The organism is Brevundimonas sp. GW822-FHT03E11 (assembly GCF_058801445.1).
This window is the reverse complement of record NZ_JBXANG010000005.1, coordinates 207,341-229,050: the sequence shown is the minus strand read 5'-3', so window position 1 is coordinate 229,050 and position 21,710 is coordinate 207,341. Positions and strand designations below refer to the sequence as shown.

Annotated in this window: 26 protein-coding genes; 11 read left to right on the top strand and 15 right to left on the bottom strand. The window is 65.8% G+C overall.

Annotated elements, in window-relative coordinates; genetic code table 11:
- Positions 1–105: 105 nt before the first annotated feature.
- Complete coding sequence (locus AC1RKE_RS11000) at positions 106–1,110, top strand: hypothetical protein (protein WP_395942180.1); 1,005 nt, start codon at positions 106–108, stop codon at positions 1,108–1,110.
- On the opposite strand, the gene AC1RKE_RS10995 is transcribed toward AC1RKE_RS11000, so the two are convergent.
- On the bottom strand, positions 1,068–1,448 hold the full coding sequence (locus tag AC1RKE_RS10995; RefSeq protein WP_348683139.1) for a winged helix-turn-helix transcriptional regulator: 381 nt from the start codon (positions 1,446–1,448) through the stop codon (positions 1,068–1,070). The two genes, AC1RKE_RS11000 and AC1RKE_RS10995, sit on opposite strands and share 43 nt — an antisense overlap.
- 90 nt (positions 1,449–1,538) lie before the next feature.
- On the opposite strand from AC1RKE_RS10995, the gene AC1RKE_RS10990 reads away from it, so the two are divergent.
- The gene (locus tag AC1RKE_RS10990) at positions 1,539–2,288 is read left to right on the top strand and encodes an SDR family NAD(P)-dependent oxidoreductase (protein WP_348683141.1); all 750 of its coding nucleotides are present in this window, start codon (positions 1,539–1,541) and stop codon (positions 2,286–2,288) included.
- Between the two features lie 8 nt (positions 2,289–2,296).
- Positions 2,297–2,701, top strand: a complete 405-nt coding sequence (locus tag AC1RKE_RS10985; RefSeq protein ID WP_348683143.1) for a nuclear transport factor 2 family protein — start codon at positions 2,297–2,299, stop codon at positions 2,699–2,701.
- Positions 2,702–2,712: 11 nt separating this feature from the next.
- Here the strand turns inward: AC1RKE_RS10985 and AC1RKE_RS10980 are convergent, their stop codons facing one another.
- From AC1RKE_RS10980 to AC1RKE_RS10955, 6 genes are all read right to left on the bottom strand, one after another.
- On the bottom strand, positions 2,713–4,203 hold the full coding sequence (locus tag AC1RKE_RS10980; RefSeq protein ID WP_395942178.1) for an integrase arm-type DNA-binding domain-containing protein: 1,491 nt from the start codon (positions 4,201–4,203) through the stop codon (positions 2,713–2,715).
- Positions 4,204–4,482: 279 nt separating this feature from the next.
- A complete protein-coding gene (locus tag AC1RKE_RS10975) occupies positions 4,483–4,740 on the bottom strand; it encodes a helix-turn-helix domain-containing protein (protein WP_183215810.1) in 258 nt (85 codons plus the stop codon).
- Positions 4,706–5,152 carry a hypothetical protein gene (locus tag AC1RKE_RS10970; protein ID WP_191555521.1) on the bottom strand — a complete coding sequence of 149 codons (447 nt, stop codon included), beginning with the start codon at positions 5,150–5,152 and terminating at the stop codon, positions 4,706–4,708. The genes AC1RKE_RS10975 and AC1RKE_RS10970 overlap by 35 nt, the downstream gene beginning before the upstream one ends.
- A 48-nt stretch (positions 5,153–5,200) precedes the next feature.
- Positions 5,201–5,542, bottom strand: a complete 342-nt coding sequence (locus AC1RKE_RS10965) for a hypothetical protein (RefSeq protein WP_054765502.1) — start codon at positions 5,540–5,542, stop codon at positions 5,201–5,203.
- A gap of 63 nt (positions 5,543–5,605) precedes the next feature.
- On the bottom strand, positions 5,606–6,268 hold the full coding sequence (locus AC1RKE_RS10960; RefSeq protein WP_082382670.1) for a helix-turn-helix domain-containing protein: 663 nt from the start codon (positions 6,266–6,268) through the stop codon (positions 5,606–5,608).
- A 194-nt stretch (positions 6,269–6,462) separates the two neighbouring features.
- Complete coding sequence (locus AC1RKE_RS10955) at positions 6,463–6,720, bottom strand: hypothetical protein (RefSeq protein ID WP_224762172.1); 258 nt, start codon at positions 6,718–6,720, stop codon at positions 6,463–6,465.
- 287 nt (positions 6,721–7,007) lie between these two features.
- Here AC1RKE_RS10955 and AC1RKE_RS10950 point away from each other — a divergent pair, with 287 nt between their 5' ends.
- Positions 7,008–7,700 (top strand): Crp/Fnr family transcriptional regulator, encoded by a 693-nt coding sequence (locus tag AC1RKE_RS10950; protein ID WP_348683146.1) that lies wholly within the window; start codon positions 7,008–7,010, stop codon positions 7,698–7,700.
- Positions 7,701–7,704: 4 nt separating this feature from the next.
- Here the strand turns inward: AC1RKE_RS10950 and AC1RKE_RS10945 are convergent, their stop codons facing one another.
- Complete coding sequence (locus AC1RKE_RS10945) at positions 7,705–8,880, bottom strand: zinc-dependent alcohol dehydrogenase (protein WP_348683148.1); 1,176 nt, start codon at positions 8,878–8,880, stop codon at positions 7,705–7,707.
- Between the two features lie 28 nt (positions 8,881–8,908).
- On the bottom strand, positions 8,909–9,478 hold the full coding sequence (locus AC1RKE_RS10940) for an SRPBCC family protein (protein WP_054765498.1): 570 nt from the start codon (positions 9,476–9,478) through the stop codon (positions 8,909–8,911).
- A gap of 122 nt (positions 9,479–9,600) precedes the next feature.
- Between AC1RKE_RS10940 and AC1RKE_RS10935 the strand changes: the two genes are divergently transcribed.
- Complete coding sequence (locus AC1RKE_RS10935) at positions 9,601–10,407, top strand: SDR family NAD(P)-dependent oxidoreductase (protein ID WP_054765497.1); 807 nt, start codon at positions 9,601–9,603, stop codon at positions 10,405–10,407.
- Between the two features lie 3 nt (positions 10,408–10,410).
- Here AC1RKE_RS10935 and AC1RKE_RS10930 read toward each other — a convergent pair whose 3' ends face one another.
- The gene (locus tag AC1RKE_RS10930; RefSeq protein ID WP_182713830.1) at positions 10,411–11,130 is read right to left on the bottom strand and encodes a helix-turn-helix domain-containing protein; all 720 of its coding nucleotides are present in this window, start codon (positions 11,128–11,130) and stop codon (positions 10,411–10,413) included.
- 53 nt (positions 11,131–11,183) lie between these two features.
- On the opposite strand from AC1RKE_RS10930, the gene AC1RKE_RS10925 reads away from it, so the two are divergent.
- The 5 genes from AC1RKE_RS10925 (at position 11,184) to AC1RKE_RS10905 (ending at position 13,744) form a co-directional block, all read left to right on the top strand.
- The gene (locus AC1RKE_RS10925; RefSeq protein ID WP_348683150.1) at positions 11,184–11,432 is read left to right on the top strand and encodes a DUF6894 family protein; all 249 of its coding nucleotides are present in this window, start codon (positions 11,184–11,186) and stop codon (positions 11,430–11,432) included.
- Positions 11,433–11,762: 330 nt separating this feature from the next.
- Positions 11,763–12,005: a DUF378 domain-containing protein gene (locus AC1RKE_RS10920; protein ID WP_054765494.1), complete on the top strand. Its 243-nt coding sequence runs from the start codon at positions 11,763–11,765 to the stop codon at positions 12,003–12,005.
- A 141-nt stretch (positions 12,006–12,146) separates the two neighbouring features.
- Entirely contained in the window at positions 12,147–12,365 is a 219-nt protein-coding gene (locus AC1RKE_RS10915) for a hypothetical protein (RefSeq protein WP_191555517.1), read from the top strand.
- 140 nt (positions 12,366–12,505) lie between these two features.
- Positions 12,506–13,132: a TetR/AcrR family transcriptional regulator gene (locus AC1RKE_RS10910; protein ID WP_054765492.1), complete on the top strand. Its 627-nt coding sequence runs from the start codon at positions 12,506–12,508 to the stop codon at positions 13,130–13,132.
- A 39-nt stretch (positions 13,133–13,171) separates the two neighbouring features.
- Complete coding sequence (locus AC1RKE_RS10905) at positions 13,172–13,744, top strand: histidine phosphatase family protein (protein ID WP_348683151.1); 573 nt, start codon at positions 13,172–13,174, stop codon at positions 13,742–13,744.
- A 1-nt stretch (position 13,745) separates the two neighbouring features.
- On the opposite strand, the gene AC1RKE_RS10900 is transcribed toward AC1RKE_RS10905, so the two are convergent.
- From AC1RKE_RS10900 to AC1RKE_RS10890, 3 genes are read right to left on the bottom strand one after another with little or no spacing between them, the layout of a single operon-like run.
- Entirely contained in the window at positions 13,746–14,510 is a 765-nt protein-coding gene (locus AC1RKE_RS10900; RefSeq protein WP_348683153.1) for a prepilin peptidase, read from the bottom strand.
- 33 nt (positions 14,511–14,543) lie between these two features.
- Positions 14,544–16,427: a ferrous iron transporter B gene (gene feoB / locus AC1RKE_RS10895; protein ID WP_348683155.1), complete on the bottom strand. Its 1,884-nt coding sequence runs from the start codon at positions 16,425–16,427 to the stop codon at positions 14,544–14,546.
- Complete coding sequence (locus tag AC1RKE_RS10890; protein WP_054766914.1) at positions 16,427–16,693, bottom strand: FeoA family protein; 267 nt, start codon at positions 16,691–16,693, stop codon at positions 16,427–16,429. The genes feoB and AC1RKE_RS10890 overlap by 1 nt, the downstream gene beginning before the upstream one ends.
- Before the next feature lie 165 nt (positions 16,694–16,858).
- On the opposite strand from AC1RKE_RS10890, the gene AC1RKE_RS10885 reads away from it, so the two are divergent.
- On the top strand, positions 16,859–17,362 hold the full coding sequence (locus AC1RKE_RS10885; RefSeq protein WP_191555514.1) for a c-type cytochrome: 504 nt from the start codon (positions 16,859–16,861) through the stop codon (positions 17,360–17,362).
- A 4-nt stretch (positions 17,363–17,366) separates the two neighbouring features.
- Here the strand turns inward: AC1RKE_RS10885 and AC1RKE_RS10880 are convergent, their stop codons facing one another.
- Together AC1RKE_RS10880 and AC1RKE_RS10875 are read right to left on the bottom strand one after the other, a co-directional pair.
- Complete coding sequence (locus tag AC1RKE_RS10880; RefSeq protein ID WP_221233607.1) at positions 17,367–20,573, bottom strand: efflux RND transporter permease subunit; 3,207 nt, start codon at positions 20,571–20,573, stop codon at positions 17,367–17,369.
- Positions 20,573–21,673 carry an efflux RND transporter periplasmic adaptor subunit gene (locus tag AC1RKE_RS10875; RefSeq protein ID WP_054766912.1) on the bottom strand — a complete coding sequence of 367 codons (1,101 nt, stop codon included), beginning with the start codon at positions 21,671–21,673 and terminating at the stop codon, positions 20,573–20,575. The genes AC1RKE_RS10880 and AC1RKE_RS10875 overlap by 1 nt, the downstream gene beginning before the upstream one ends.
- Positions 21,674–21,710 lie beyond the last annotated feature (37 nt).

Below are 21,710 nucleotides of genomic sequence, written 5' to 3'. Positions count from 1 at the left end.
CCTTCGCGTGGGCTGAAAGCGAGCTTGAACGACCGGCGACGCCTCCTGCGAACCCTCCTGCCCTGCGGCCCTCTCGCGCACTCCAGCCCTGAACCGAGGCGACCGATGCCAGACCCCTCACCGACCCTTCTGGAAGAAGCCCGCGAGGTCCCCGAGCGCGCGCTGCGCATCTACGCGCGCCTCTGGCAGTTCGAGACCTGGCTCCGGTCGATCGTCTATGTCGAGTTGCGGGCCAAGCTCGGCGACGGTTGTCGGGCGTCCTTGAAGTCGAGCACGCGCTCCTACGAGGCGGACAAGTTCCTGAAGCACATGCCGACGCCGGAGATGAACGCCCTGAGCTACGCGTCTCTGGGGCAGATGACCGGCTTGATCGATGAACACTGGGACTGCTTCGCCCCGTATCTGCCGCCGAAGATCCTCTGGGACGCCAAGCTGAAGGAGGTCGAGCAGATCCGCCACAGGATCGCTCACTTCCGGACAGGCCACGCGGACGACCACCCGCGCCTTTTGCAATTCCTCCGGGATCTCGACCAGGGCTTCTGGAGGTTCTGCACGAGTTACAACGACAGCCTGCCGGTGCTGCCGCCGGAACGCGACCCGGTCACGCGCCGGTTCATCGGCTACGATCCGCTTCCCTGGGGCGAAATCGAACCGGGCCGTTGGGCGCGCATCGGTTTCGTGGACAAGTCCGAGCCGGTGAATGTCCTGATCAGCGCGTTGCGTCGTCCCTGGGCGGAGGACGCCGCATCCATCGATGGCGCGACCGGGCGATTGTACGACGTGGTCTTCATGGGAGGAGACCGTCGGGTCTTCGAGTACCGGAGCCTTCTGGAGAGCACCCGGGCGGATCATGACCGTCTCGTGCACATCGTCCTCGGCACAGGCGATACCCTGCGCCTGACGATACCGGCGGTGCTCGGCGCGGAGGCGGTGATCGGGATCGTGGACCGCTGGCTCCTGGCGGCGAGGAACAATGTGAGACGGGGTCATCCCATCACAACCGAGAGCGCGAACGCCCTCGCCGCCGACTGGCCGGAGTATGTTCTGGGGCCGGGCCACCCCCTGGCTTATCTGGGGCCGGACATGCCTTGCAGCTTCTTCGACGCGTGACCTTCCGGAGGGGCCTCGAGCGCCTCGATCCGCGCGCGATGGAGCGAGCCCCAGTCGCAGAGCGGGAGCAGGGCTTCCACCAGGGACATGCCGAAGGGCGTGAGGAGATAGTCCACCTTGGGGGGCACCTGTTGGTAGTCCCGCCGGACCAAAACCCCGGTCGCCATCAGGTCCCGTAGCTGCTGGATCAGCACCTTCTCGCTGATGCCGGCGACCAGCCGCTTCAGGTCGCCGAAACGCCGGGGCCCCGAGCGGAGGTGATAGAGGATCAGAGGCTTCCACTTTCCGCCCATGACCGAGAGGGAGACGTCGAGACCGCATTCTGGGACCGGGTTCATCGGACAATCTTACACTTACCTTTAGGTCAGTTCTACCTTGAAGGTAATTGGTGGCCATATGGCGTGCTCCCACAGCAAAGGAGCAAGAGCATGGGCAGGCTAGAAGGCAAGGTCGCGGTCGTGACGGGCGCGAACAGCGGCATCGGTCGGGCGTCCGCCAAACTGTTCGCGCGTGAAGGCGCCCGCGTATTCATGACGGGCCGCCGGCAGAGCGACCTGGACGATGCGGTAGCCGAGGTCGGCGGAACCGCGCGCGGGATCCAGGGCGACGTCTCGAACCCTTCGGATCTCGACCGGCTCTACAAGATCGTCGTCGAGGAAGCGGGACGCATCGACGTCCTCTTCGCCAATGCCGGCGGCGGCGAGTTTCAATCCCTGCAGGATGTCACGGAAGACGCCTTCGACCGCACCTTCTCCACGAACGTGAAGGGCACGCTGTTCACGGTCCAGAAGGCTCTGCCCCTGCTTCGCGACGGAGCCTCGGTGATCCTGACGGGATCGACCTCTGCCGTTACGGGCTCGCCGGCGTTCAGCGTCTATGCCGCCAGCAAGGCCGCCGTTCGCAGTTTCGCTCGCAACTGGGTGCTCGATCTCGCCGATCGTCGGATTCGGGTGAATGTGCTCGTCCCGGGCAGCACGGATACGCCTGGTCTGCGCGGACTGAGCGAAACTGACGCGGCGCACAGCGCCCTCATGAAGTCGTTCGAGGCGGGTACGCCGCTGGGACGCACTGGCCGGCCTGAGGAGATCGCCGCTGCCGCCCTGTTCCTCGCCTCTGACGAGAGCAGCTTCGTCAACGGCAGCGAGCTGTTCGCCGATGGCGGCGCGGCCCAGATCTGAGAGACGGCATGAGCGTTCAACACAACCTGTCCACGGTTCAGACCTTTCTTGAGGGGCTGGGCGGCGGACGTCCGCCGGAGGCGCTTGCGACCGTGTTCGCGCCGGACCTTTCGCTGGAGATACCGGGGCAGTCCGGGGCCTTCCCCTGGGTCGGTCGGGGAGCCGGTCGTGAGGCGATGATCGCCTTCATCCACGATCTGCGCGACCTGACCGAACCCCTGGCGTTCGATGTCGAGGACATCCTGGCCAATGAGGGCCGCGCGGTCGTTGTCGGGGCGCTCCGCACAAGGGTTAAACGGACCGGCAAGGTGATCGTCTCTCCGTTCGTGCTGATCTTCGGCTTCACCGACCAGTTGGTGAGCCGCTTCCAGATGCTTGAAGACAGCCATGCGGTGGCGGAGGCCGCCCGATAGGCTGGGCGTCGCTAAGGACCGACGCGCTCAGCCCCTGCCCGACTTGCAGCGGGCCTGCGGCTGGGCGCGTCGATCAGCACAGACGGCAGAGCGTGCACCGCCACCCGCGCGGCCTGCACCTCGAGCTTTCGGAGCGCCGCGCGAGATCCAGACTTCAGGCGCGCCGTATCCGGGTGGTCTCCCATGAGGTCGTCCACCAGCATCCGGCTGGTGCTGTTGAGCCACCGGCTGAGTTCGGCGCTCGGCTTCCGCCCGCGACCGACCGAAGATCCCAGGATGAACTGCGACAGCTTTTCCTGCTGCTTGCGCAGGTGGTCGCGCATCAGCTTGGAGCGGGTGATGTAGCCGGCGTTCACGCCCGGAAGAGAGTGGTTCATGAGCAGGTGCATATCCACCTCGGACACCTCCGCGGCCTGACCGATGGTCCGATAGGTCTGGCGAAGGTCGTTGCCCCAGTGGCTGAGGACCGCCCGGTTCTCCTTGTGCTCCACCAGATGGCCGCAGGGCGCGTCGCTCGGGAAGAGGAAGGTCCGGCCGCTCTCCGGATAGATGATCGGCCCGATCCGGCGCAGGCGGAAGATGCACTCCATCATCGCGCGCGAGAGCGGAATGTCGAACGCCTTGGCCTCCCCGCCCTTCGGCTTCTTCAGGTGCAGGACCCGCTCCTTCAAATCCAGATCCTCGATCCGGACCTTCTTCATCACCTCCGGACGCGAACCAGACAGGAGGAGGAACAGGTGGAACTCCCGACGGATCGGATTCTGGATCAGCGCCAGTTGCTCGAACCAGGCCGGAAGATCTCCGACGCCCATGGCGGTGTCCCTGCGATGTTCCGGATTCCAGTCCACCGCGCTGACAGGGTTTTCGGCCGGCAGCTTTCGACAGGTCTTTCGGGCATGCCGATAGACGGCACGGAAGCTGCGCATCGCCCCGTTGGCGATGGCAGGCCCGTTCGCCTTGGTGATCATGTCGTGCCGGTCGGCGATCAGGATCGGCTTGTCGCCGAACTCTGACAGGGGGCGATCGAGCCAGTCGGCGAACAGCCGCTCCATGTGGTCGGTGTAGCTGCGCAAGGTGCCGCTGGCCCGCTTCTTGCGCTCAAGGTGGGAGATCTTGAAGCGCTGCCACGCCTCGCCCAGGGTCGGCACGCCGTCGGGCGAGGTGATGACGACGCCGCTGGCGTCGACAGATCCCGGCTTCACCCTCTTCACCCGTGGCGGACGCGGATCTTCTCCCTTGCCGATCTGGCCAATGAGCGCCTTGGCCTTGATGCGGGCGTCGCGGGAGTTGATCTCGCCGACCTCCCCGACGGCCATCCGGATGCTGGTGCGCGTGCCGTCGTCGCGATGCAGGTCGGCCTGGATGGTGAAGGTCTTGGACGCCTTGCCGATGACCACGAAGAAACCGCCCAGGTCGGTGTCGCGGGCGATGTAGGGCCGGTCGTGAGCGAGCGGCAGTCCGATCAGGTTCTTGTCGGTGAGGCTTAGACGCAGGTTCGACATTTGCTGACTTTTTCGGGCGAAAAACGGTGCAGAAAAACGGTGAGAAAAACGGTGAGATTCACGCCGCCGGTCAGCAGCGTTTCAACCCGTAAATCTACGATAGCCCACGATCGCGCACGAAAATAATCAATTATATCAATACACTGCATCGCACCCCTTCGCTGATTCTGCGGGGTGCGGAGGACCACACATCAGGTTCTCTTAATCAGCGGGTCCACAGTTCGAACCTGTGATCACCCACCATCGTCGCCCTGCTCCATCAGGACTTGTCCGACGCCTTCAGGCGCGACCGCTGACCGTGAGGTCGCGGGGCGGAAGGACGTCTTCCAGGTCGGCGTGGAGGGCGCGGCAAAGACGCCAGAGGGTGGCGCTGTAAACCTTCCCCCTGCCCGCCTCGATGGCCGACAGCTCCGCAATCGAAATCGCACTGGTCCGCGCCAGCTCGGCGAGGTTCAGCCCCATGTCCTTGCGAAGCTCCGACAGGCGGTCGCCTACATAGCGGTCAGTCGCATCGATCGGTTCGGCCGTCATGCTCATGGGCGGCCTCCGATCGCAGAAGCCCTGCGAACAGGGCGGCGAGCAGACCCGCGAACAGCACATAGGAGGTGCTGATATAGGCCCGGCCGAGAATCTCCGGATTGAGCGCGAAGCTGAGATGCGTCACCGCCTGGGCGAGTTGGAACGCCGCCGCCCAGACCAGCCAGCGCGCGGGCCTGCGCCAAGCGATCGCCGCCAACAGCCCCAGATAGGCCGCGTCCACCCCCATGATCAGCCACTGGGCGGCGTCGGGGTTGGCGCGATCCTGCACCAAGGCGCTGAGCACCGACCCCGCCACCATGCCCAAGGCCGCCAGCCGCGCCGACCCGTCGCCCTTCCAGAGGGCGACGAGAAGGCAGACCGCCATGGCGACGGTCAGACCGATTTGCAGCGGCGTGTGTAGCGATTGCATAGGTCTTCGTGGCGCGCGCCGTCCGACCTTGCAAGTCCAGCGTCACCATCAGGCGGCGGCCCGAAGACGAGCGGTCCTGGGCTGGTCGGTTTCGGGCTTGCCTGTCAGCGGCCCCATCAGTCGCGTCTCGCGCCCAATGAGCGCCGGCGCGGCCTGTTCCAGCGCCGCATGGGCCGCCACCAGACGGGCTCGCGCTTCGCCGAAAGCCCGAATGGCCTCGGTGGTCTCCGAAACGGCCTGAGCGGCCAAGACGGCCGAAAGGCGATGATCCAGCCGCGTCTCCGCCATCAGGCTGACGAGGGCGCTCGCCGCCATCAGACCTTGGTCGGCCTGGTCCTCCGCCCGAAACAGGGCGTTCGCGATCGTTTGCGCGATTTCAAGTCTTTGCATTGTCCGCTCCCCGACGCCGAGCTGTCGGCGCCGCATCAACTGTTGATCAGCGGAAAGAGAGACCTAGCGGCCGGACAGCAGACGATCGAGCGCTTGCACAGCGAGCTGAAGCTGCACGCTGCCTCCGAGGATGGCGGCGAGAACGGCGAGTGCGACGGCGGCGAAGATCGGGATCATCGCCAGTTCACGAACTCGCTCGGCAACGCGGGCCGTCTTGGCGGCCGATCGTTCTCGCTGGGGAGAACGAGCGCGATGCAGAGTATCTCGCGCATCAAATCGAGCGGCGAGAGATAGGGCTGAAGGGTCCGTGTCAGATCCAGCAACCGCAGAGCCGTCTCGCGTTCCTCGTTCGTCGCCGCCAAATCCTCGAAGATCGCCTCCAGCTCCTCCCATGTGACGGGCGGCAGATGACATCCCGAGTGCGGCATCCAAGCCTCCTTTCCGACCGTCATCAGAGACGGCGTCGGGAGCGGTGGGCAGGGGGAATGACGCCCCTACGGAATCGTCCCGTAGAGGTTCGAAATAGAGGCGCGCCGCTTGCCGGCGGCTGCTGACGCCCAGTTTGCGACAGGCGTTCTCGATATGCTTGTCTATGGTCTTGGCGGAGCGGCCCAATTCGAGCGCGATTTCCTTCGACTGAAGACCGTCGCGCACACGGCGCAGACAGGCCGCCTCCATAGGCGTCAGGCGCTGGGCGACGTTCACCGATGTCGTCGTCTCGGACACCTTAGCCGACAACCGCCTGAACCATCGTCACTAAATCGTCTCGCCCCAACTGCGGAGAGGCGTCGTCGATGTTTGTTGTTTGGTCGGCCATGGTTCACTCGTCTGCCGCCCGACAATGCCGTCAACCCTCCTTCAGCGCAACGCCTCAGCTTACCCAGGTCAGTCTTCAGCGCGACCCGGCGCCGGCTGCGGCGTCAGCTGGTGGGAGGCGGCCCCTTTGCCGCCGCGCCCGGCGTGATCTCGGCGAACGACTCCGCCTGGGAGACCGGCGGCAGGGCGTCAGCCTTCTGCAATCCGTCATCGACGACCTGGCGAATGGCGATGATCCGCTCGCCCGCCTTCATCAGAGGCGCGGCCGCGTCGGCCGCCTGGACATCGGTCTTGGACGGAACGCGCACGGTTCGCGTCACCCCGCCTTGCTCCAGGTCTATCTGGTAAAACTTCATCGTCATCGTGCGGCTCCTTGTTCCTAAGGAAAGGCCAGCCGCTGCGGCGGGTTCCGCGGCCGGATCACGGGGACGTCCATGCCCCGCTCGGTTCAGACACGGCGGCCGGATGATCCAATGAAAGAAACGCGCGCCCCTCGACCCCCGTATCCGAGGCTGGGCGGCGTTCGCCCTACCTCCTTGCCGGGCGGTCCGGTCCGAACGGGAAAAAGAAACGCACAAGGCGCGGTGATCGCCGCCCTTGCTTAACCCATGTGAATGCCTTGGCCTTACGCGCCGTGCAGGGTGGGTGCATGTATGACGCCGCTTCAGCCCTCGCGGTCTCCTCGCGGGATCCGATTTCGGAAGACCATCGTCCGCAAGGTGTGAGGGATCACCCGGTGCTGCGGCTGATGCCGGACGAGGTCCAGGATCTGGTCCGACGGAAGGGTCAGATGCGGAGCGGCCGCGCCGGGGAAAGCCTGGAAGGGCGTGCGGCGGTAGGTTTTGTGCTGGACGGCGCCTTAGCGGCCTTCGACCGCAAGAACATGGCCTGCGTCGGCCTTCATGGCCGAGGCGCGATGTTCGGTTGGGAAGCCTCGTTGGCCTCCGCCTTCTATCCCGTGCGTTTTCTGCCTCTGATCGACGCCCACTGGATCGAGGCGCCGGCCGCCGATCTGTCGGATCTGATGGGGCAGGCCTGGGTCGAACACGTTTTCGCCCGCCATGCCTTGGACCGTCTGTCGCGGGTGCAGGCCGAGGCGGCCTGCAACGCCGTCCACCAGGTGCCCCACCGCACGGCCAATTGGATTCGCCGTCTGTACGAGACTTCGGGCCCTGAACTGCGCACCACCCAGTCCATCCTGGCCCAGGCCATGGGCGTCCAACGCACCAGCGTCAATGCGGCCGTTAAGGCCCTGGAGAGGGACGGCGCGCTGAAGCTGTCGCGGGGTCGGATGATCGTCACCGACCCCGCGCGCCTTCATCGCTTCGCCTGCGGCTGCTGAAGCCTCAGTGCGGCTTCAGGACCACCTTGGTCCATTCGTTCTGGTTTTCCTTGAAGTTCTTGTAGCCTTCAGGGGCCTGTTCCAGCGGCAGGCGATGGCTGATCAGGTCGGTGGTGTCGATCTTGCCGTCCAGCACCAGTTGCAGCAGTTGCGGCAGATAGCGCTGAACATGGGTCTGGCCGGTCTTCAGCGTCAGCCCCTTCTCCATGAAAGCTCCTACAGGCCATTTGTCCGCCACCCCGCCGTAAACGCCTGGAACCGACACCGTTCCGCCCTTGCGCACCGCCATGATGGTTTCGCGCAGTACGTGGGGTCGGTCTGTCCCCAGCCTGGTCTCCTGTTTGATCGCATCGACGATATTGTCTGGCGAGAAGCCGTGGCTCTCCATGCCGACGGCGTCGATGCAGCTGTCGGGGCCCAGGCCAGCCGTCATCTCCATCAGGGCCTCGCGCACCTTGACTTCGTGATAGTTCAGCACCTCCGCGCCATTGGCCTTGGCGAGGGCCAATCGGTTCGGGTGACGGTCAATGGCGATCACCCGGCCGGCGCCCTGAAGGATCGCGCTCTTGATGGCGAACAGACCGACCGGTCCACAGCCCCAGACCGCGACGGTGTCGCCGGGCTGGATCTGGGCGTTCTCCGCCGCCATCCAGCCGGTGGGATAGATGTCTGACAGAAACAGAACCATCTCGTCTTCGATCCCGTCGGGAATCTTGATCGGGCCGTAGTCGGAATAGGGCACGCGCGCATATTCGGCCTGTCCCCCGGCGAAGCCGCCGGTCAGGTGCGAATAGCCGAACAGGCCCGCGACGGAATGGCCGTAGGCGATCTCGGTGGCGTCGGCCTTGTCGGCGGGATTGGAGTTGTCGCAGGCGGCCGGCATCGACCGTTCGCAGAAGAAGCACTGGCCGCAGGCGATGACGAAGGGAACAACGACGCGATCGCCCTTCTTCAGGCTGGTGTTGCCTCGGCCGACCTCCACCACCTCCCCCATGAACTCATGTCCCAGGATGTCTCCGTTGGACATGCCGGGGATCATGCTGTCGTAGAGGTGCAGGTCCGAGCCGCAGATGGCGGTCGCCGTGATCTTGATGATGGCGTCCCTGGGATTGACGATCTGGGGGTCAGGGACCGTATCCACCTGGACATTGTGTTTTCCGTGCCATGTGAGGGCGCGCATTGGGGCTCCTTGGTTCGAGGGAAAAGGATCAGAGGTGGCGCGAGGCGCGGGGCGCCGCCTCGGGCGCCTTGGAGGTCGAAACCTCCCCCGTCTCCATCAGCTGTTTGAAGCGGCGAAGCTCGCGCCGGGCCTGAACCCGCGGCTCGCGCTGCATCACCTTGGCGACCACCTTGCCCACCACCCCCGCAGGCGGATCATAGCTGATGAAGACCCGGACCTCCGTGCCGCGGCCGAAGGGGTTGTCCTTGAAATCGACCCAGCCCTCGTGATCGACGTCGGAGCCCTCGGAAGAGGTCCAGGCGATCCGCTCGCCAGGGCGATCCTCGGTGATTTCGCAGACCAGGTCGAAGTCGGCGCCGGCGGGGCCGGCTATGGTCCATTGCGAGCGACGCCCGTCCAGAATTTCGACGGCCTTCACATTCTCCATGAAGCTGGGCAGGTTTCGAAACTCCCGCCAGTAGTCATAGAGTTCCTGCCTCGGCCGGTTGATCAGGGCCGCACGCAGACTTGAAGAGTCATGGTCGCCCTCTTGCCGATCCTCTTCAAGGAAGGCGGTCGATCCGACGTCGGCGTCGGTTGAAACGTCACTATAAGACATGGACTTAGCTCCGATCGGCTGAACGTGGTGAACCGAGCGGCGCCGGCTTCGTTCCGTCGAGTCTTGGACGGAACACAGGGCCCAGGCGTGAGTTGGTCAGGCTGAAAAGCCGGAGTTCATCAATGACCGACGCCCTGGATCAAACCGCTGCAGAAACCGTTCGGCCGCTGGCCGTGGTCACCGGGGCCTCATCGGGCATCGGCTACGCCTTGGCCAAGCTGTTCGCCCAGGACGGCTACGACCTGGTCATCGCCGCCGACACCCCATTGGCTGAGGCGATGCAGGCGCTTGAGGGATTGGGCGCCCATGTCGAGGCCCTTCAGGTCGACCTGGCCTCTGAAGAGGGGGTGCAGTCCTTGAGAGAGCTGATCGGCGAGCGCCCGATCGACGCCCTGGCCGCCAACGCCGGTCACGGGTTGGGCCGGGCCTTTCTGGACCAGCCGTTCGATGAGATCCTTCATGTAATCAACACCAACATCACCGGGACGGTGCGTCTGGTCCATCTGATCGGCAGAACCATGCGGGCGCGCGGCCAAGGCCGCATCCTGTTCACCGGCTCGATCGCCGGCCTGATGCCGGGCAGTTTTCAGGCTGTTTACAATGGTTCGAAGGCCTTCGTGGACAGCTTCTCCCTGGCCCTTCGCAATGAGCTGAAGGACTCAGGGGTGTCGGTCACCGTCCTGATGCCCGGCCCGACCGACACCCGATTCTTCGAGCGCGCCGACATGATGGACACCAAGGTCGCCCAGGGCGACAAGGCCAACCCGGAGGATGTCGCAAAGGCGGGCTATGCGGCGATGAAGCGAGGCGACGGCGACGTGGTGGCGGGTCTCGGCAACAAGGTCCAGGCGGCGATGGCGGCGATCACCCCCCAGACCGTCCTGGCCGAAAGGCATCGCAAGATGGCGGAGCCGGGCTCGGGCGCCTGAGGCTCAAACCGCCTCCTTCCAGAGACGCAGATATTGGGGGTCGAACTCTGCGACGCGGCTCAGGCCGTCCCAATCCTTGATGACGGCGCGGCCGTCGCGCACGTCGAGGAGATCGGCCGCCCTCAGCGCCATCAGGGTTCGGTTCACATGAACGGACGACAGGCCCAGAACATCGGCCAGATCATTCTGGTTAAGGGGAAAGTCGAAGCTCCCTTCGGCGGTTCGCCCCACCGGCTCCAGCCGGGTGAATATCTCGCAGAAGAAGTGGGCCATGCGCGCCTGGGCGTCCTGACGTCCCATACCGACCAGCCAGACCCTGTGGATGGCCGCATCCACCACCGTTTCCAGCCAGAACATTCGCGCCAGATGGGGATCGCGCGCGGTCAGTCGGCGAAGAGCGGAATGGGGGATGGCCGCTAATTCGCAGTCGGAAATGGCCATGACGCCGTTTTCCATCCGCTTCATGACCAGGCTGTGCAGGTCCAGAAAGTCGCCGGGCAGGCCGATCTGGGTGAACTGCCGCCCGCCATCCCCAACAAAGGCGACCCGTCCGGCGTAACCGGACAGCAGCAGCAGGCTCGAGGTTTGACGCCGCTCCTCGCGCACGATCGTTTCCCCGGCGCTCGCCTGGAGACGCTCGACGGGCAGTCGAAGAATGGCCCGCCTCTGAGCCGGCGACAGATCGTCACGACGTTCGAACTTCTGGACGAGAACGTCCAGCATTGAACAAATGGAGCTAAACGACATCCAAGCCCCGCCTCTCGCGTATAGGCTCCATGACGAATTACCGCCTGGAAATCGGCGTCGCCGGCATGGAGGAGCGTCTTCAGCTTATGGCTGGGGATGACAACGCGGCCCGATGCGAAGCGTTGCTGGCTGTGGGCGATCTGATCCGCGACCATGCGCTGAAAGGCGTGCACCAGACGGTGTTCACGCTCGTCCTGTTCCAAGACACGGGACCGCCGATCTATGAAGTCCGGGTGGCGGCCGGCCCGTCGGACGATCCTCTGCCGCCGCTCGATTAACGCAGGATCGCCAGGGCGGACAGGGTCGCCAGAACGGCCGCTCCGCCGAGAACGGCCACGAGGCGGAGCCGGCGAAACAGGCTCTCTATGTTCTGAACGAGGGGTGTGGGGTCGAAGGGCGGCAAGCGCAAAAATCCCGGACCGCCTCAAAGTCGGCGTCCCCGCCTCAATGGGCGCCGCGCGGCCGCGTTGCCCCGTGTCGGCAAATGGACAATGACGACCGCAAGGGTTGCGGTCTGTCCGGTTTCCGCCAGAGGCGACGCGGACAGGGCGAGGATGGAACGGCCTGACCGGTCGAAGCTTCTTTCCTTACAATCACGGAGAAAGCTCATGAAAATCCTCAACCTCGTCACCCTCCTCCTCGTCATCGTCGGCGGCCTCAACTGGGGTCTGGTCGGCGCCTTCGACTTCGATCTGGTCGCCGCCCTCTTCGGCGACGGCTCGGCCCTGTCCCGCATCGTCTATGTGCTGGTCGGCCTGTCCGCCCTTTGGCAGATCATGCCCTTCCTCGCCGCCTTGAAGACCGATGAGGCGCGAGCGGAAGCCGGCGTGCGCGCGCCCGTCCGCAGCTGATCCACCTTTCAAGGATCTCTGTTCGGGATCATCGAAGGGCCGTCCGTCGGACGGCCCTTCTTCCGTATCGAACCAACCCATGTTGTTTACGACGCATCAGGGTTGTGCGAAGGCATCCTGGATAGAGGAGCCGCGCGTTCGATGGGTTTTTCGCTCACAGAGTTGAAGCAGGGCGCGGGGTACCGGGTCGAACCGACTGAAGAGGGCTTCGCCATCTTGAAGTCTGAACGGGATGACGCCGCCGCCTTCGATCAACTGGTGCGGGAGGTCCTGTCCAGCGCCGGGCGGGAATTCGTGGCCCTGCCCCGCCAGGACGCCGGCGCCGGATACGACGGCGTCTTCATCCTGCCGTTTGACTGAGGTCGAAACCTTCCCGGCATTGGCCTTTTGCGAGTCGGTCGGCTAGGCTGCGCCGTATCGATTATGCGGGCCGTGTCGTCACGGTCGGCGCCGCCTTCGGGGCCGCCGCCGCATAGCACCTCTTTTCGACCATCGGGGATATGGGCGACACGACCAACAAGCTGGGGCACAAGATCGGTGCGCGGGGCGGCCGGACCCGTCAGGCCCTGTTGGACGCCACGCGGACGCTGCTTAACGCCCGTCACTACGGCGAGATTCGCGTGGCGGACGTGGCTTCAGCCGCCGGCGTCTCGCCCTCGAACTTCTACACCTATTTCAAGTCGGTCGAGGAACCGGTTCTAGCCCTGTGTGAAGCGGCGGCGGCCGATTTCCAGGGTTTGGCCGCGCATTTCCAGACGGACTGGCCCGGCGACAGGGCCTTCGCCATCGGCCGCGCCTTCATTCTGGACGTGATGGCGGTCTGGCGCGATCATGGGCAGGTTTTGAGGGTCGAGCATATGTTGGCCGACAACGGCGAGGCGGCCTTTGTCGAAAGCCGCGTGCGCCGCCTGCGCCGCCTGCATCTGGCGATCGAACGGCGGGTGGCCCAGGCCCATGCGGCGGGCCTCCATCCCAAGGATTACAATCCCCGACTGGCCTCCTACCAGATCGCCTCCATCGCCGAATCCACCGCCGCCAGCTTCGACCTGCTGCGCCGCGCCGACACGCCCGAGGCCATTCTGGACACGGCGGCGATCATCATCGTCAAACTGACCACCGGCCGCTAATCTAGGTGCCCGCTCCTAACTACGGCCTCGGAGTCAATCTTGGCGCTCCATCACATCGCCTTCCACTACATGCGCCATGGCCAGACGGACTGGAACCGCGACGGCATTTGCGTCGGCCAAAAGGATCAACCCCTAAACGCGCTGGGAATACGGCAAGCCGAGGTAGCGGCAGAACGAGTGTCCTCCTTGGGGATCGACACAATCTATCATTCACCTCTGTCACGCGCTGCGCGCACAGCGGAAATCGTCGCCGCGAAGACGTCCATCCGCCTAGTGCCGGTACCGAACCTTCGCGAGGCTTGCCTAGGCATCAAGGAGGGAATGTTTGAGCATGATCCGGCCGACGACTTCGTAACGGCATGGCTAAGAGGCTATCCGATCCCCAAGGCCGAAACCTTTACCGATTTTCGCGACAGGGTGGTTGATGCCGCAAACTGCTGTCTCGCGACGGGCCAGGCCGAATCGGTTCTTCTGATCGCCCACTCTGCCGTCTTCATTGCTTTGACATCCGCCTGCGGATTGAAGCCGCAGGAAATCGGCCATTGTCACCCCTATAAATTCGAGCCAACGCCTCGTGGTTGGAAGGTCGGGGAATCCAGCCCGCGTCCATAGTTTAGAGGCCTAGAGGCCCATAAAGCCAGGTCAGCCAGATGCCGACGGCCAGAAAGACGCCGAAGGGCAGCTTGTCCGTCGCGCGGACCGAGCGGCGCACCACCAGCAGGCCGAACACCAGGCTGAGGCCCGCCGCCGAGGCCCAGAGAAGAACGCTGGGCAGGCCGATCCATCCGACCCAGGCCCCGGCGCCCGCAAAGAGGAAGGGATCGCCGCCCCCCAGCCCGTCTCGACCCCGGACCCGCTTGTACAGCCAGGCGACCAGCCACAGCCCCCCGAACCCGACGATCGCGCCGATCAGATGGGCGATCGCCTGGTCCCATCCCGACAGCGCCGCCGCGATCAGTCCCGTCGCCGCCAGCGGCCAGGTCAGGATGTCGGGAAGCCAGAAGTTCTCGCCGTCGACGATCGCGATCAGCAGCAGCTGCCATCCCAGGATCGCGGTCGCCGCCGTCATCAGGATCGATCCGCCGTCGAGGCCGGCCCAGAGACCCGTCCATACGCCGATTGCGGCCGCCGCCAGCTCGATCAAAGGATAGCGTGGGGAAATGGGCGCGGCGCACCGGGCGCAGCGGGCGCGCAACACGGCCCAACTGAACAGGGGGACGAGTTCCCACGGCCGCAGAACCCGGTCGCACCCCATGCACCGCGACCGGGCGAGCACGATGTCCTCGTCACGCGGCAGGCGGACGCTGACGGCCGCCAGGAAACTGCCGATGATCAGACCTAGAAGGCCCAGGACGACGGCGGCGAGGACAGGGCTCATCTCTGGGTCCGGACGGTGAAGAACCACCCCCGCTTAGCCGCCTCCGAGGGCCACCGCCACATGATAGGTCACGAAGGAGGCCAGATAGGCCAGTCCGAACATGTAGCCGATCATGATCCAGGTCCATTTGGTCGAGTTGGTTTCGCGCTTGACCACACCCAGGGTGGCGACGCACTGGGGCGCGAAGATGTACCAGGCCAGGAAGGACAGGGCCGTCGCCAGGGACCACTGGGCCGACAGGGTCGAGGCCAGAAGGCCGGTCGCATTCTCCGCATCGGCGATGGCGTAGGTGGTGCCGAGCGCCGCGACCGCCACTTCACGCGCCGCCATGCCGGGGATCAGGGCGATGACCATCTGCCAGTTGAAGCCGATGGGGGCGAAGATCGGCTCCAGCGCCCGGCCGATCATGCCGGCGAACGAATAGTCGATGGCCGGCAGGGTCGCGTTCTCGGGCGGATAGGGGAAGGTCGCCAGAACCCACAGCAGAATGACCAGCGGCAAGATGATCCGGCCTGCGCGATTGATGAAGATCTTTGCGCGTAGCCAAAGGTTGAAGGCGACGCTCTTGGGGTCCGGCAACCGATAGGTGGGCAGCTCCATCATGAAGGGCTCGACCGCGCCGCGCCAGAACACCTTGCGGATCAGAAGCGACACGATCAGGGCGCTGACGATCCCTGCGGCGTAGAGGCCGAACATCACCAGTCCCTGCAGATTGACGACGCCCCAGACGGTCCGGCTGGGAATGAAGGCCGCGATGATCAGCGTATAGACGGGAATCCGGGCCGAGCAGGTCATCAGGGGCGCGACCAGTATGGTGGTCAGCCGGTCGCGGCGCGAGTCGATCACCCGCGCGGCCATGATGCCGGGTATGGCGCAGGCGAAACTGCTCAAGAGGGGGATGAAGGCCCGCCCGTGCAGGCCGGCGCCGCCCATGATCTTGTCCATCAAAAAGGCCGCGCGGGCCATATAGCCGAAGTCTTCCAGGGCGATGATGAACAGGAACAGGATCAGGATCTGCGGCAGGAAGACCAGCACGCTGCCGACGCCGGATATGATCCCATCGACGATCAGGCTCTGGATCAGTCCGCCCGCGCCCTGGTCAGGGATGAGGGCCGCGACCAGGCCGCCGATCCAGCCGATTCCGCCCTCGATGCCGTCCATCAGGGGCGCCGCCCAGCTGAAGACGGCCTGGAACATCACAAAGAGGAGGACGAACAGGATCGCCATCCCCGCGACCGGGTGCAGCAGAACCGAGTCGATCTTCCCGGTCAGGGTGTCGGGCCGCTCGGGCGGGCGCACGCAAGCCTTCATGATCCGCTCGGCCTCGCGGGCCGCATGGCGCAGGGCGGCGGAATCCGGGCTGCTCCACCGGTTTTCATCCTCGACCGCCGCCGCCTCGACCTTCGCCTCGACAGCCGCGATCAGGTCTTCGATCCCGCGCTTGCGGGTGGCCACCGTGGTGATGATCGGCACGCCCAGCTCGGCGGACAGGGCCTCCAGGTCGATGCGCAGCCCCTGGCGCTGGGCGATGTCGTACATGTTCAGCGCCAGGACCATGGGCCGGCCGACGGCCCTCAACTCCAGGATCAGGCGCAGAACCAGACGCAGATTGGTGGCGTCGGCGACGCAGACCACCACATCCGGCGGGGTCTCTCCGGCAAGACGGCCAAGGACGGCGTCGCGGGTCACTTCCTCATCGGGGCTGCGGGCCCGCAGCGAGTAGGTGCCCGGCAGGTCCAGCACCGACATCGTCCGGCCGGAGGCGGCTCGGATCAGCCCCTCCTTCCGCTCAACCGTGACGCCGGCGTAGTTGGCGACCTTCTGGTGCGCGCCGGTGAGGGCGTTGAACAAGGCGGTCTTGCCGCTGTTCGGATTGCCGACCAAGGCGACGCGGGCGGTCTTAAGGGCCATGTCCATCAGGCGGCGACCCGGCGGATGATCAGGCTGGCGGCCTCACGCCGACGTAGGGCCACGCGCATGTCGTCCACCTTCAGCGCGATCGGGTCGCGCCCGAACAGGCCTTCGTGCAGCAGCTCGACCTCGGCGCCCTCGACGAAGCCCAGTTCGAGCAGGCGGCGCTCCAACTCGACCTCATGCTCCTTATGGTGACAATGGCCGCCCACCTGGACAATGACGCCGCGGTCGCCGCGTCGGGCTTGGCTCAGCTTTATCGTATCGGTCAAATCTAGGCTCACACGGGCGGGCGACCGCACCAGGGGTCGCGCATCTTCTTTGACAGTGATTATCAGGTGCGCCCCCCGTCCGTCCAGCGGGACACCTTGACCAATTGCCGCGCTGGACATTTGCCCTATCCGGCGGCCTAACCTGCTGCAAAATCGGAGCCTGCGATGCGTCACCTCACCCTCGCCGCCGTCCCCCTTGTTTTGACGCTCACGGCCTGCGGTCCGAACGGAGATCAGGGCGGTGCGCCTCAATCCAAGGCCCCGCCCGCCCTGACGGAGACGGAGAAGGCCGATCTGCTCGCCGCCCTTCCCGCCCCTTACAATACGGGAGACCTGGACAATGGACGTCGCGTCTTCGCGCGTTGCCGCGCCTGCCACACCATCGGCCGGGACGGGCCGGACATGGCGGGGCCGAATCTGTACGGCGTGTTCGGGCGCAAGGCGGGGGAGCGGCCGCGCTACAACTATTCCAACACCCTGCGGACGGCCGATTTCGTCTGGGACGCCCAGGCGCTGGACCGCTGGCTGCAGAATCCGCGCGGCTTCCTGCCCGGCAACAAGATGACCTTCGCCGGCCTGCCCGACGCCAAGGACCGGCGCGACGTCATCGCCTTCCTGAAGGTGGAGACGGGCTACCGCCCTGCGGCCTCGACGCCGCCCGCCTCCTGAGGCGTCAGCCTTCGGCGATCGGCTTGGGTCCGCCCTCACGCAGTTCCTGAGCCTCCCACTCCTCGATCTTGCGAGCGGTCCATTCGGGCGACTTGGTGAAGCGAGCCAGTAGGCCGTAGATCACCGGCACGACGAACAGGGTCAGGACGGTGGCGAAGATGGCGCCGGTGAAGATGACGACGCCGATCGTCTGACGGCTGCCGGCTCCCGCCCCCTGCCACAGCACCAAGGGCAGGGCGCCGAAGGCGGTGGCGATGGAGGTCATGATGATGGGGCGCAGGCGCAGGGAGGAGGATTCGATGATCGCCTCCCGGATCGACCGGCCCTGATCGCGCAGCTGATTGGCGAATTCCACGATCAGAATGCCGTTCTTGGCCGCCACCCCGATCAGGATGATCAGGCCGATCTGGCTGTAGATGTTCAGACTGGACCCGGCCATCAACAGGCCGAACAGACCGCCCGCCGCCGCCAGGGGCACGGTCAGCATGATCACCGCCGGGGTGATCCAGCTTTCGAACTGGGCCGCCAGAACCAGGAAGACCAGCAGAAGCGCCAGGCCGAAGGCGGCCAGGACGGCGCCGCCCGCCTCTTGCTGATCGCGCGCGGCCCCGCCCCACTGGACCACCACCCCGCCCTGGGGCTGTTTGGCGGCTTCGGCCCGCAGGAACTGAACCGCATCGTCGATCGTCGTGCCGGGGTTCAGATCGGCCTGGAGGGTGATGGCCCGCTGGCGATCCAGCCGGCGGCGATCGGGCGTGTCGCCCGAGGTCTGGGTCGTCACCACCGCCGCCAGCGGCACCAGCTGCCCAGAACCGGTCGGCACATAAAGCGCTTCCAGGTCAGAGACTTCACGCCGGTTCTGACGTTCCGTTTGCAGGATGACGTCATACTCCTGGCCGCCCTTGATATAGGTGGTGGCCCGGCGTGAGCCGAACATGGTCTCCAGGGTGCGGCCGATCGATTGCGAGGACACGCCCAGGGCCGCCGCCTTCTGCGGATCGACGTCCACCAGCAGGCGCGGCGAGTTGGGCTCATAGTTCAGGCGCGGCCGCGAGAAGCCCGGATTGTTCTGGGCCGCGGCCAACAGGGGCTGAAGCCAGTTGTAGATCTGCTGATAGTCGGTGCCGGTGGCGATCAATTCGATGGAGTTGGAATTGCCGCCGCCGCGCTGGAAGGCGCCCGGCGTCGAGGCGTTGACCTGAGCGTCCGTCTGGCCGCGCAGCTTGCGGTTCAACTCCTGGGCGATCTCGGCCGCCGACCGCTCGCGCTTGGACCAGTCCGACAGGACCAGCACCCCATTGCCGGAGTTGAAACTGCCGCCGCCGAACCCCGGCGCCGAGATCAGATAGGAATCGGCCTCGCCGCTGGCCTTATAGTCGGCCAGCAGGGGCTCCAGACCCATCATGATCTTTCGCGTGTAGTCGAAGCCCGCCCCTTCCGGCCCGGCGACGCGGACCGAGACGCGGCCCCGGTCTTCATCCGGCACCAGCTCGTTGGGCAGGGCCAGAAAGATGCCGGCCGCCCCGGCCGCGACCAGGGCGATCAGGACGCCGACGCCGATCACCGCCGCGCGCCGCCCCAGCAGCATCTCCAGCGAACGGCCGTATGAGGTCTTCAGCCGGTCCATGCCCCAGTCGACCCGGCGCGCCAGCCAGCCGCCGCCTTCGGCCGGCTTGAGGATCTTGGAGGCCAGCATCGGCGACAGGCTCAAGGCCAGGAAGGCCGAGAAGGCCACGGCGGCCGCAATCGCCGCCGCCAGTTCGACGAACAGCCGCCCGACATAGCCGGGCAGGAACAGCAGGGGGGCGAAGACGGACAGCAGCACCACCGTCGTCGCCACAACGGCGAAGAAGACCTGGCGCGCGCCGCGTTCGGCCGCGACCAGCGGCGGCTCGCCGTGGTCCAGCCGCCGCTGGATGTTCTCGACCACCACAATGGCGTCGTCCACGACCAGGCCGATCGCCAGCACCAGGGCCAGCAGGGTCAGAAGGTTCAGCGAGAAGCCCAGGGGCGCCAGGACGATGAAGGTCGCCAGCAGACAGATGGGGGCCACGATGGACGGGATCAGGGCCGCACGCAGACTGCCCAGGAAGATGAAGTTGACCAGGGCCACCAGGGCCATGGAGATGCCGATGGTGATCCAGACCTCGTCGATGGCGTGAGAGGTGAAGACCGAATTGTCCGAACCGATCTCCAGCGTTACGCCGGGCGGCAGGCTGGGTCGGATCTCGTCGATCATCTTGCGCACGCCGTCGGAAATGGCCAGGTCGTTCGACTGGGCCTGACGGGTCACGGCCAGGCCGATCTGATCCATGCTGTTGCCGCGGAAAAGGCGCCGGTCCTCTTCCGGCGCCTCTTCCACACGCGCGACGTCGCCCAGACGGGTGACATAGGTCGGCTGGCCCTGAATGATGGCCGACGAGCCGCTGCCGGTTCCCGTGGCGACCGAGGCGGAGGTGGAGGCCGAGCCGCGCGTTCCGATCGGCAGCTGGCGGAAGTCTTCCGGCAGGGCGTAGTTGCGGGCCACGCGCACGGTGTAGTTCTTGGCGGTCGACTCCAGCGACCCGGCGGGCAGTTCGACGTTCTGGCTGGTCAGGGCGGTCTCGACGTCGGTGACGGTGAGACCGCGCGCGGCCAGGGCGGCGGGGTCCAGCCATATCCGCATCGAATAGCGCTGCTCGCCATAGATGTTGACCTGGGCCACGCCGGGCACGGTCGCCATCCGGTCCACCAGATAGCGGTCGGCGTAGTCGGTCAGCTGCAGCCGATTCATCGTGGTCGAGCGCAGGAAGACGATGATGATCGGCTGGCTGTCGGAATCGGCCTTGGCCACCTCCGGCGGATCCGCCTGATCCGGCAGGGCGCCGACCACCCGGCTGACCCGGTCGCGCACGTCATTGGCCGCATCGTCGATATTGCGGTCCAGGGAGAACTCGATGTTGACGTTCGACCGGCCGTCCCGACTGGTCGAGTTGATCCGTTCGACACCCTGGATCCCGGCGATCTGCTGTTCGATCGGCTCGGTGATCCGGCTCTCGATCACCTCGGCCGAAGCCCCGGCGTAGCTGGTGTTGATCGAGACGATCGGGGGATCCACGTCCGGCAGTTCGCGAACCGGCAGGAAGAAGAAGGCCGCAAGGCCGATCACGCACAGGACGATGGCTGCGACGGCCGCGAATACGGGCCGCCGCACCGAGACATCAGAGAGCATCATTTGGCGGCGGCCTGACGACGCGCGCCGGCGACGCTGACGGCGGCGCCCGGCTGAATGCGGTTCAGACCCGAACCGATGATCCGATCGCCGACCTCCAGGCCGGACAGGATTTCGACAAAACCGTTCTCGACGGCCCCAGTCTCGACCTCGACCCTCTGGGCGGTCGAACCTTCGGCGCCGGGGGCAATCCGATAGACGAAGGCGCCCGAGCCCTCATATTGAACGGCGGCCTCGGGAACTGCGGCGGACTGCCGCTGTCCCTGTTGGACCGAGACCCTCAGCAGCATGCCTGGGCGAATGCGGCCGCCGGGATTGGGGAATTCGGCCCGGGCAGTGGCCGCGCGGGTCGTCTCATTGACGCGGGTGTCGATCAGGGCGATCCGGCCCTGGAACGGCGCGTCGCCATAGGCGTCAGCGGTCGCGGTGATCGGCGTCCCCGGCCGCAGCAGGTTCAGGTACCGTTCGGGCAGAGGAAAATCGACGCGAATGGTCGAGACATCGTCCAGGGTCGCAATCACGGCGCCCGGATTGACCAGGGTGCCGGGCGTCACCGTGGTCAGGCCCAGGGTCCCGGCGAAGGGGGCGCGGATCACCCGGTCGCCGCGTCGGGCCTGAGCCGCCTGCAGGGACGCCTGCGCCGTCTCCAGGGCGGTTTCGGCCTGTTCCAGCAAGACCTGAGGGGCGACCCCGCGGTCCGCCAGGGCCTTGTAGCGATCGTATTCGCGTTGCGCCTGGGCGACATTGGCGCGCGCCTCGATGATGGCTGCATCCTCTTCGCGGGCCTGAAGTTCGACCAGGGGCGCCCCGGCCGAGACTCTCTGGCCGTCCGTGAACAGGACCCGCGTGATCAGTTCGGTCGTGGAGGAGGTGATGTTCACCGACCTCTGGCCGCGCGCCACGCCCAGGACGCGGATCTGGTCGGAGAAGGGCTTCTGCGCGACGACCGCCTCGGACACCTGCTGGCCGCCGCGACGACCGCCGCCGCCGGGGCCGCCCGCCCCCTCGTCTTCAGCGAAGGCCAGCTTCAGCACGGCGGCGAGAACCATCAGCCCCAGCAGGATCGCTGCGGCGACGAGGAAGAAGTGGCGTTTGATCACGCAACAGACTTTCAATTCAGAGGACGTGCACGCTTAG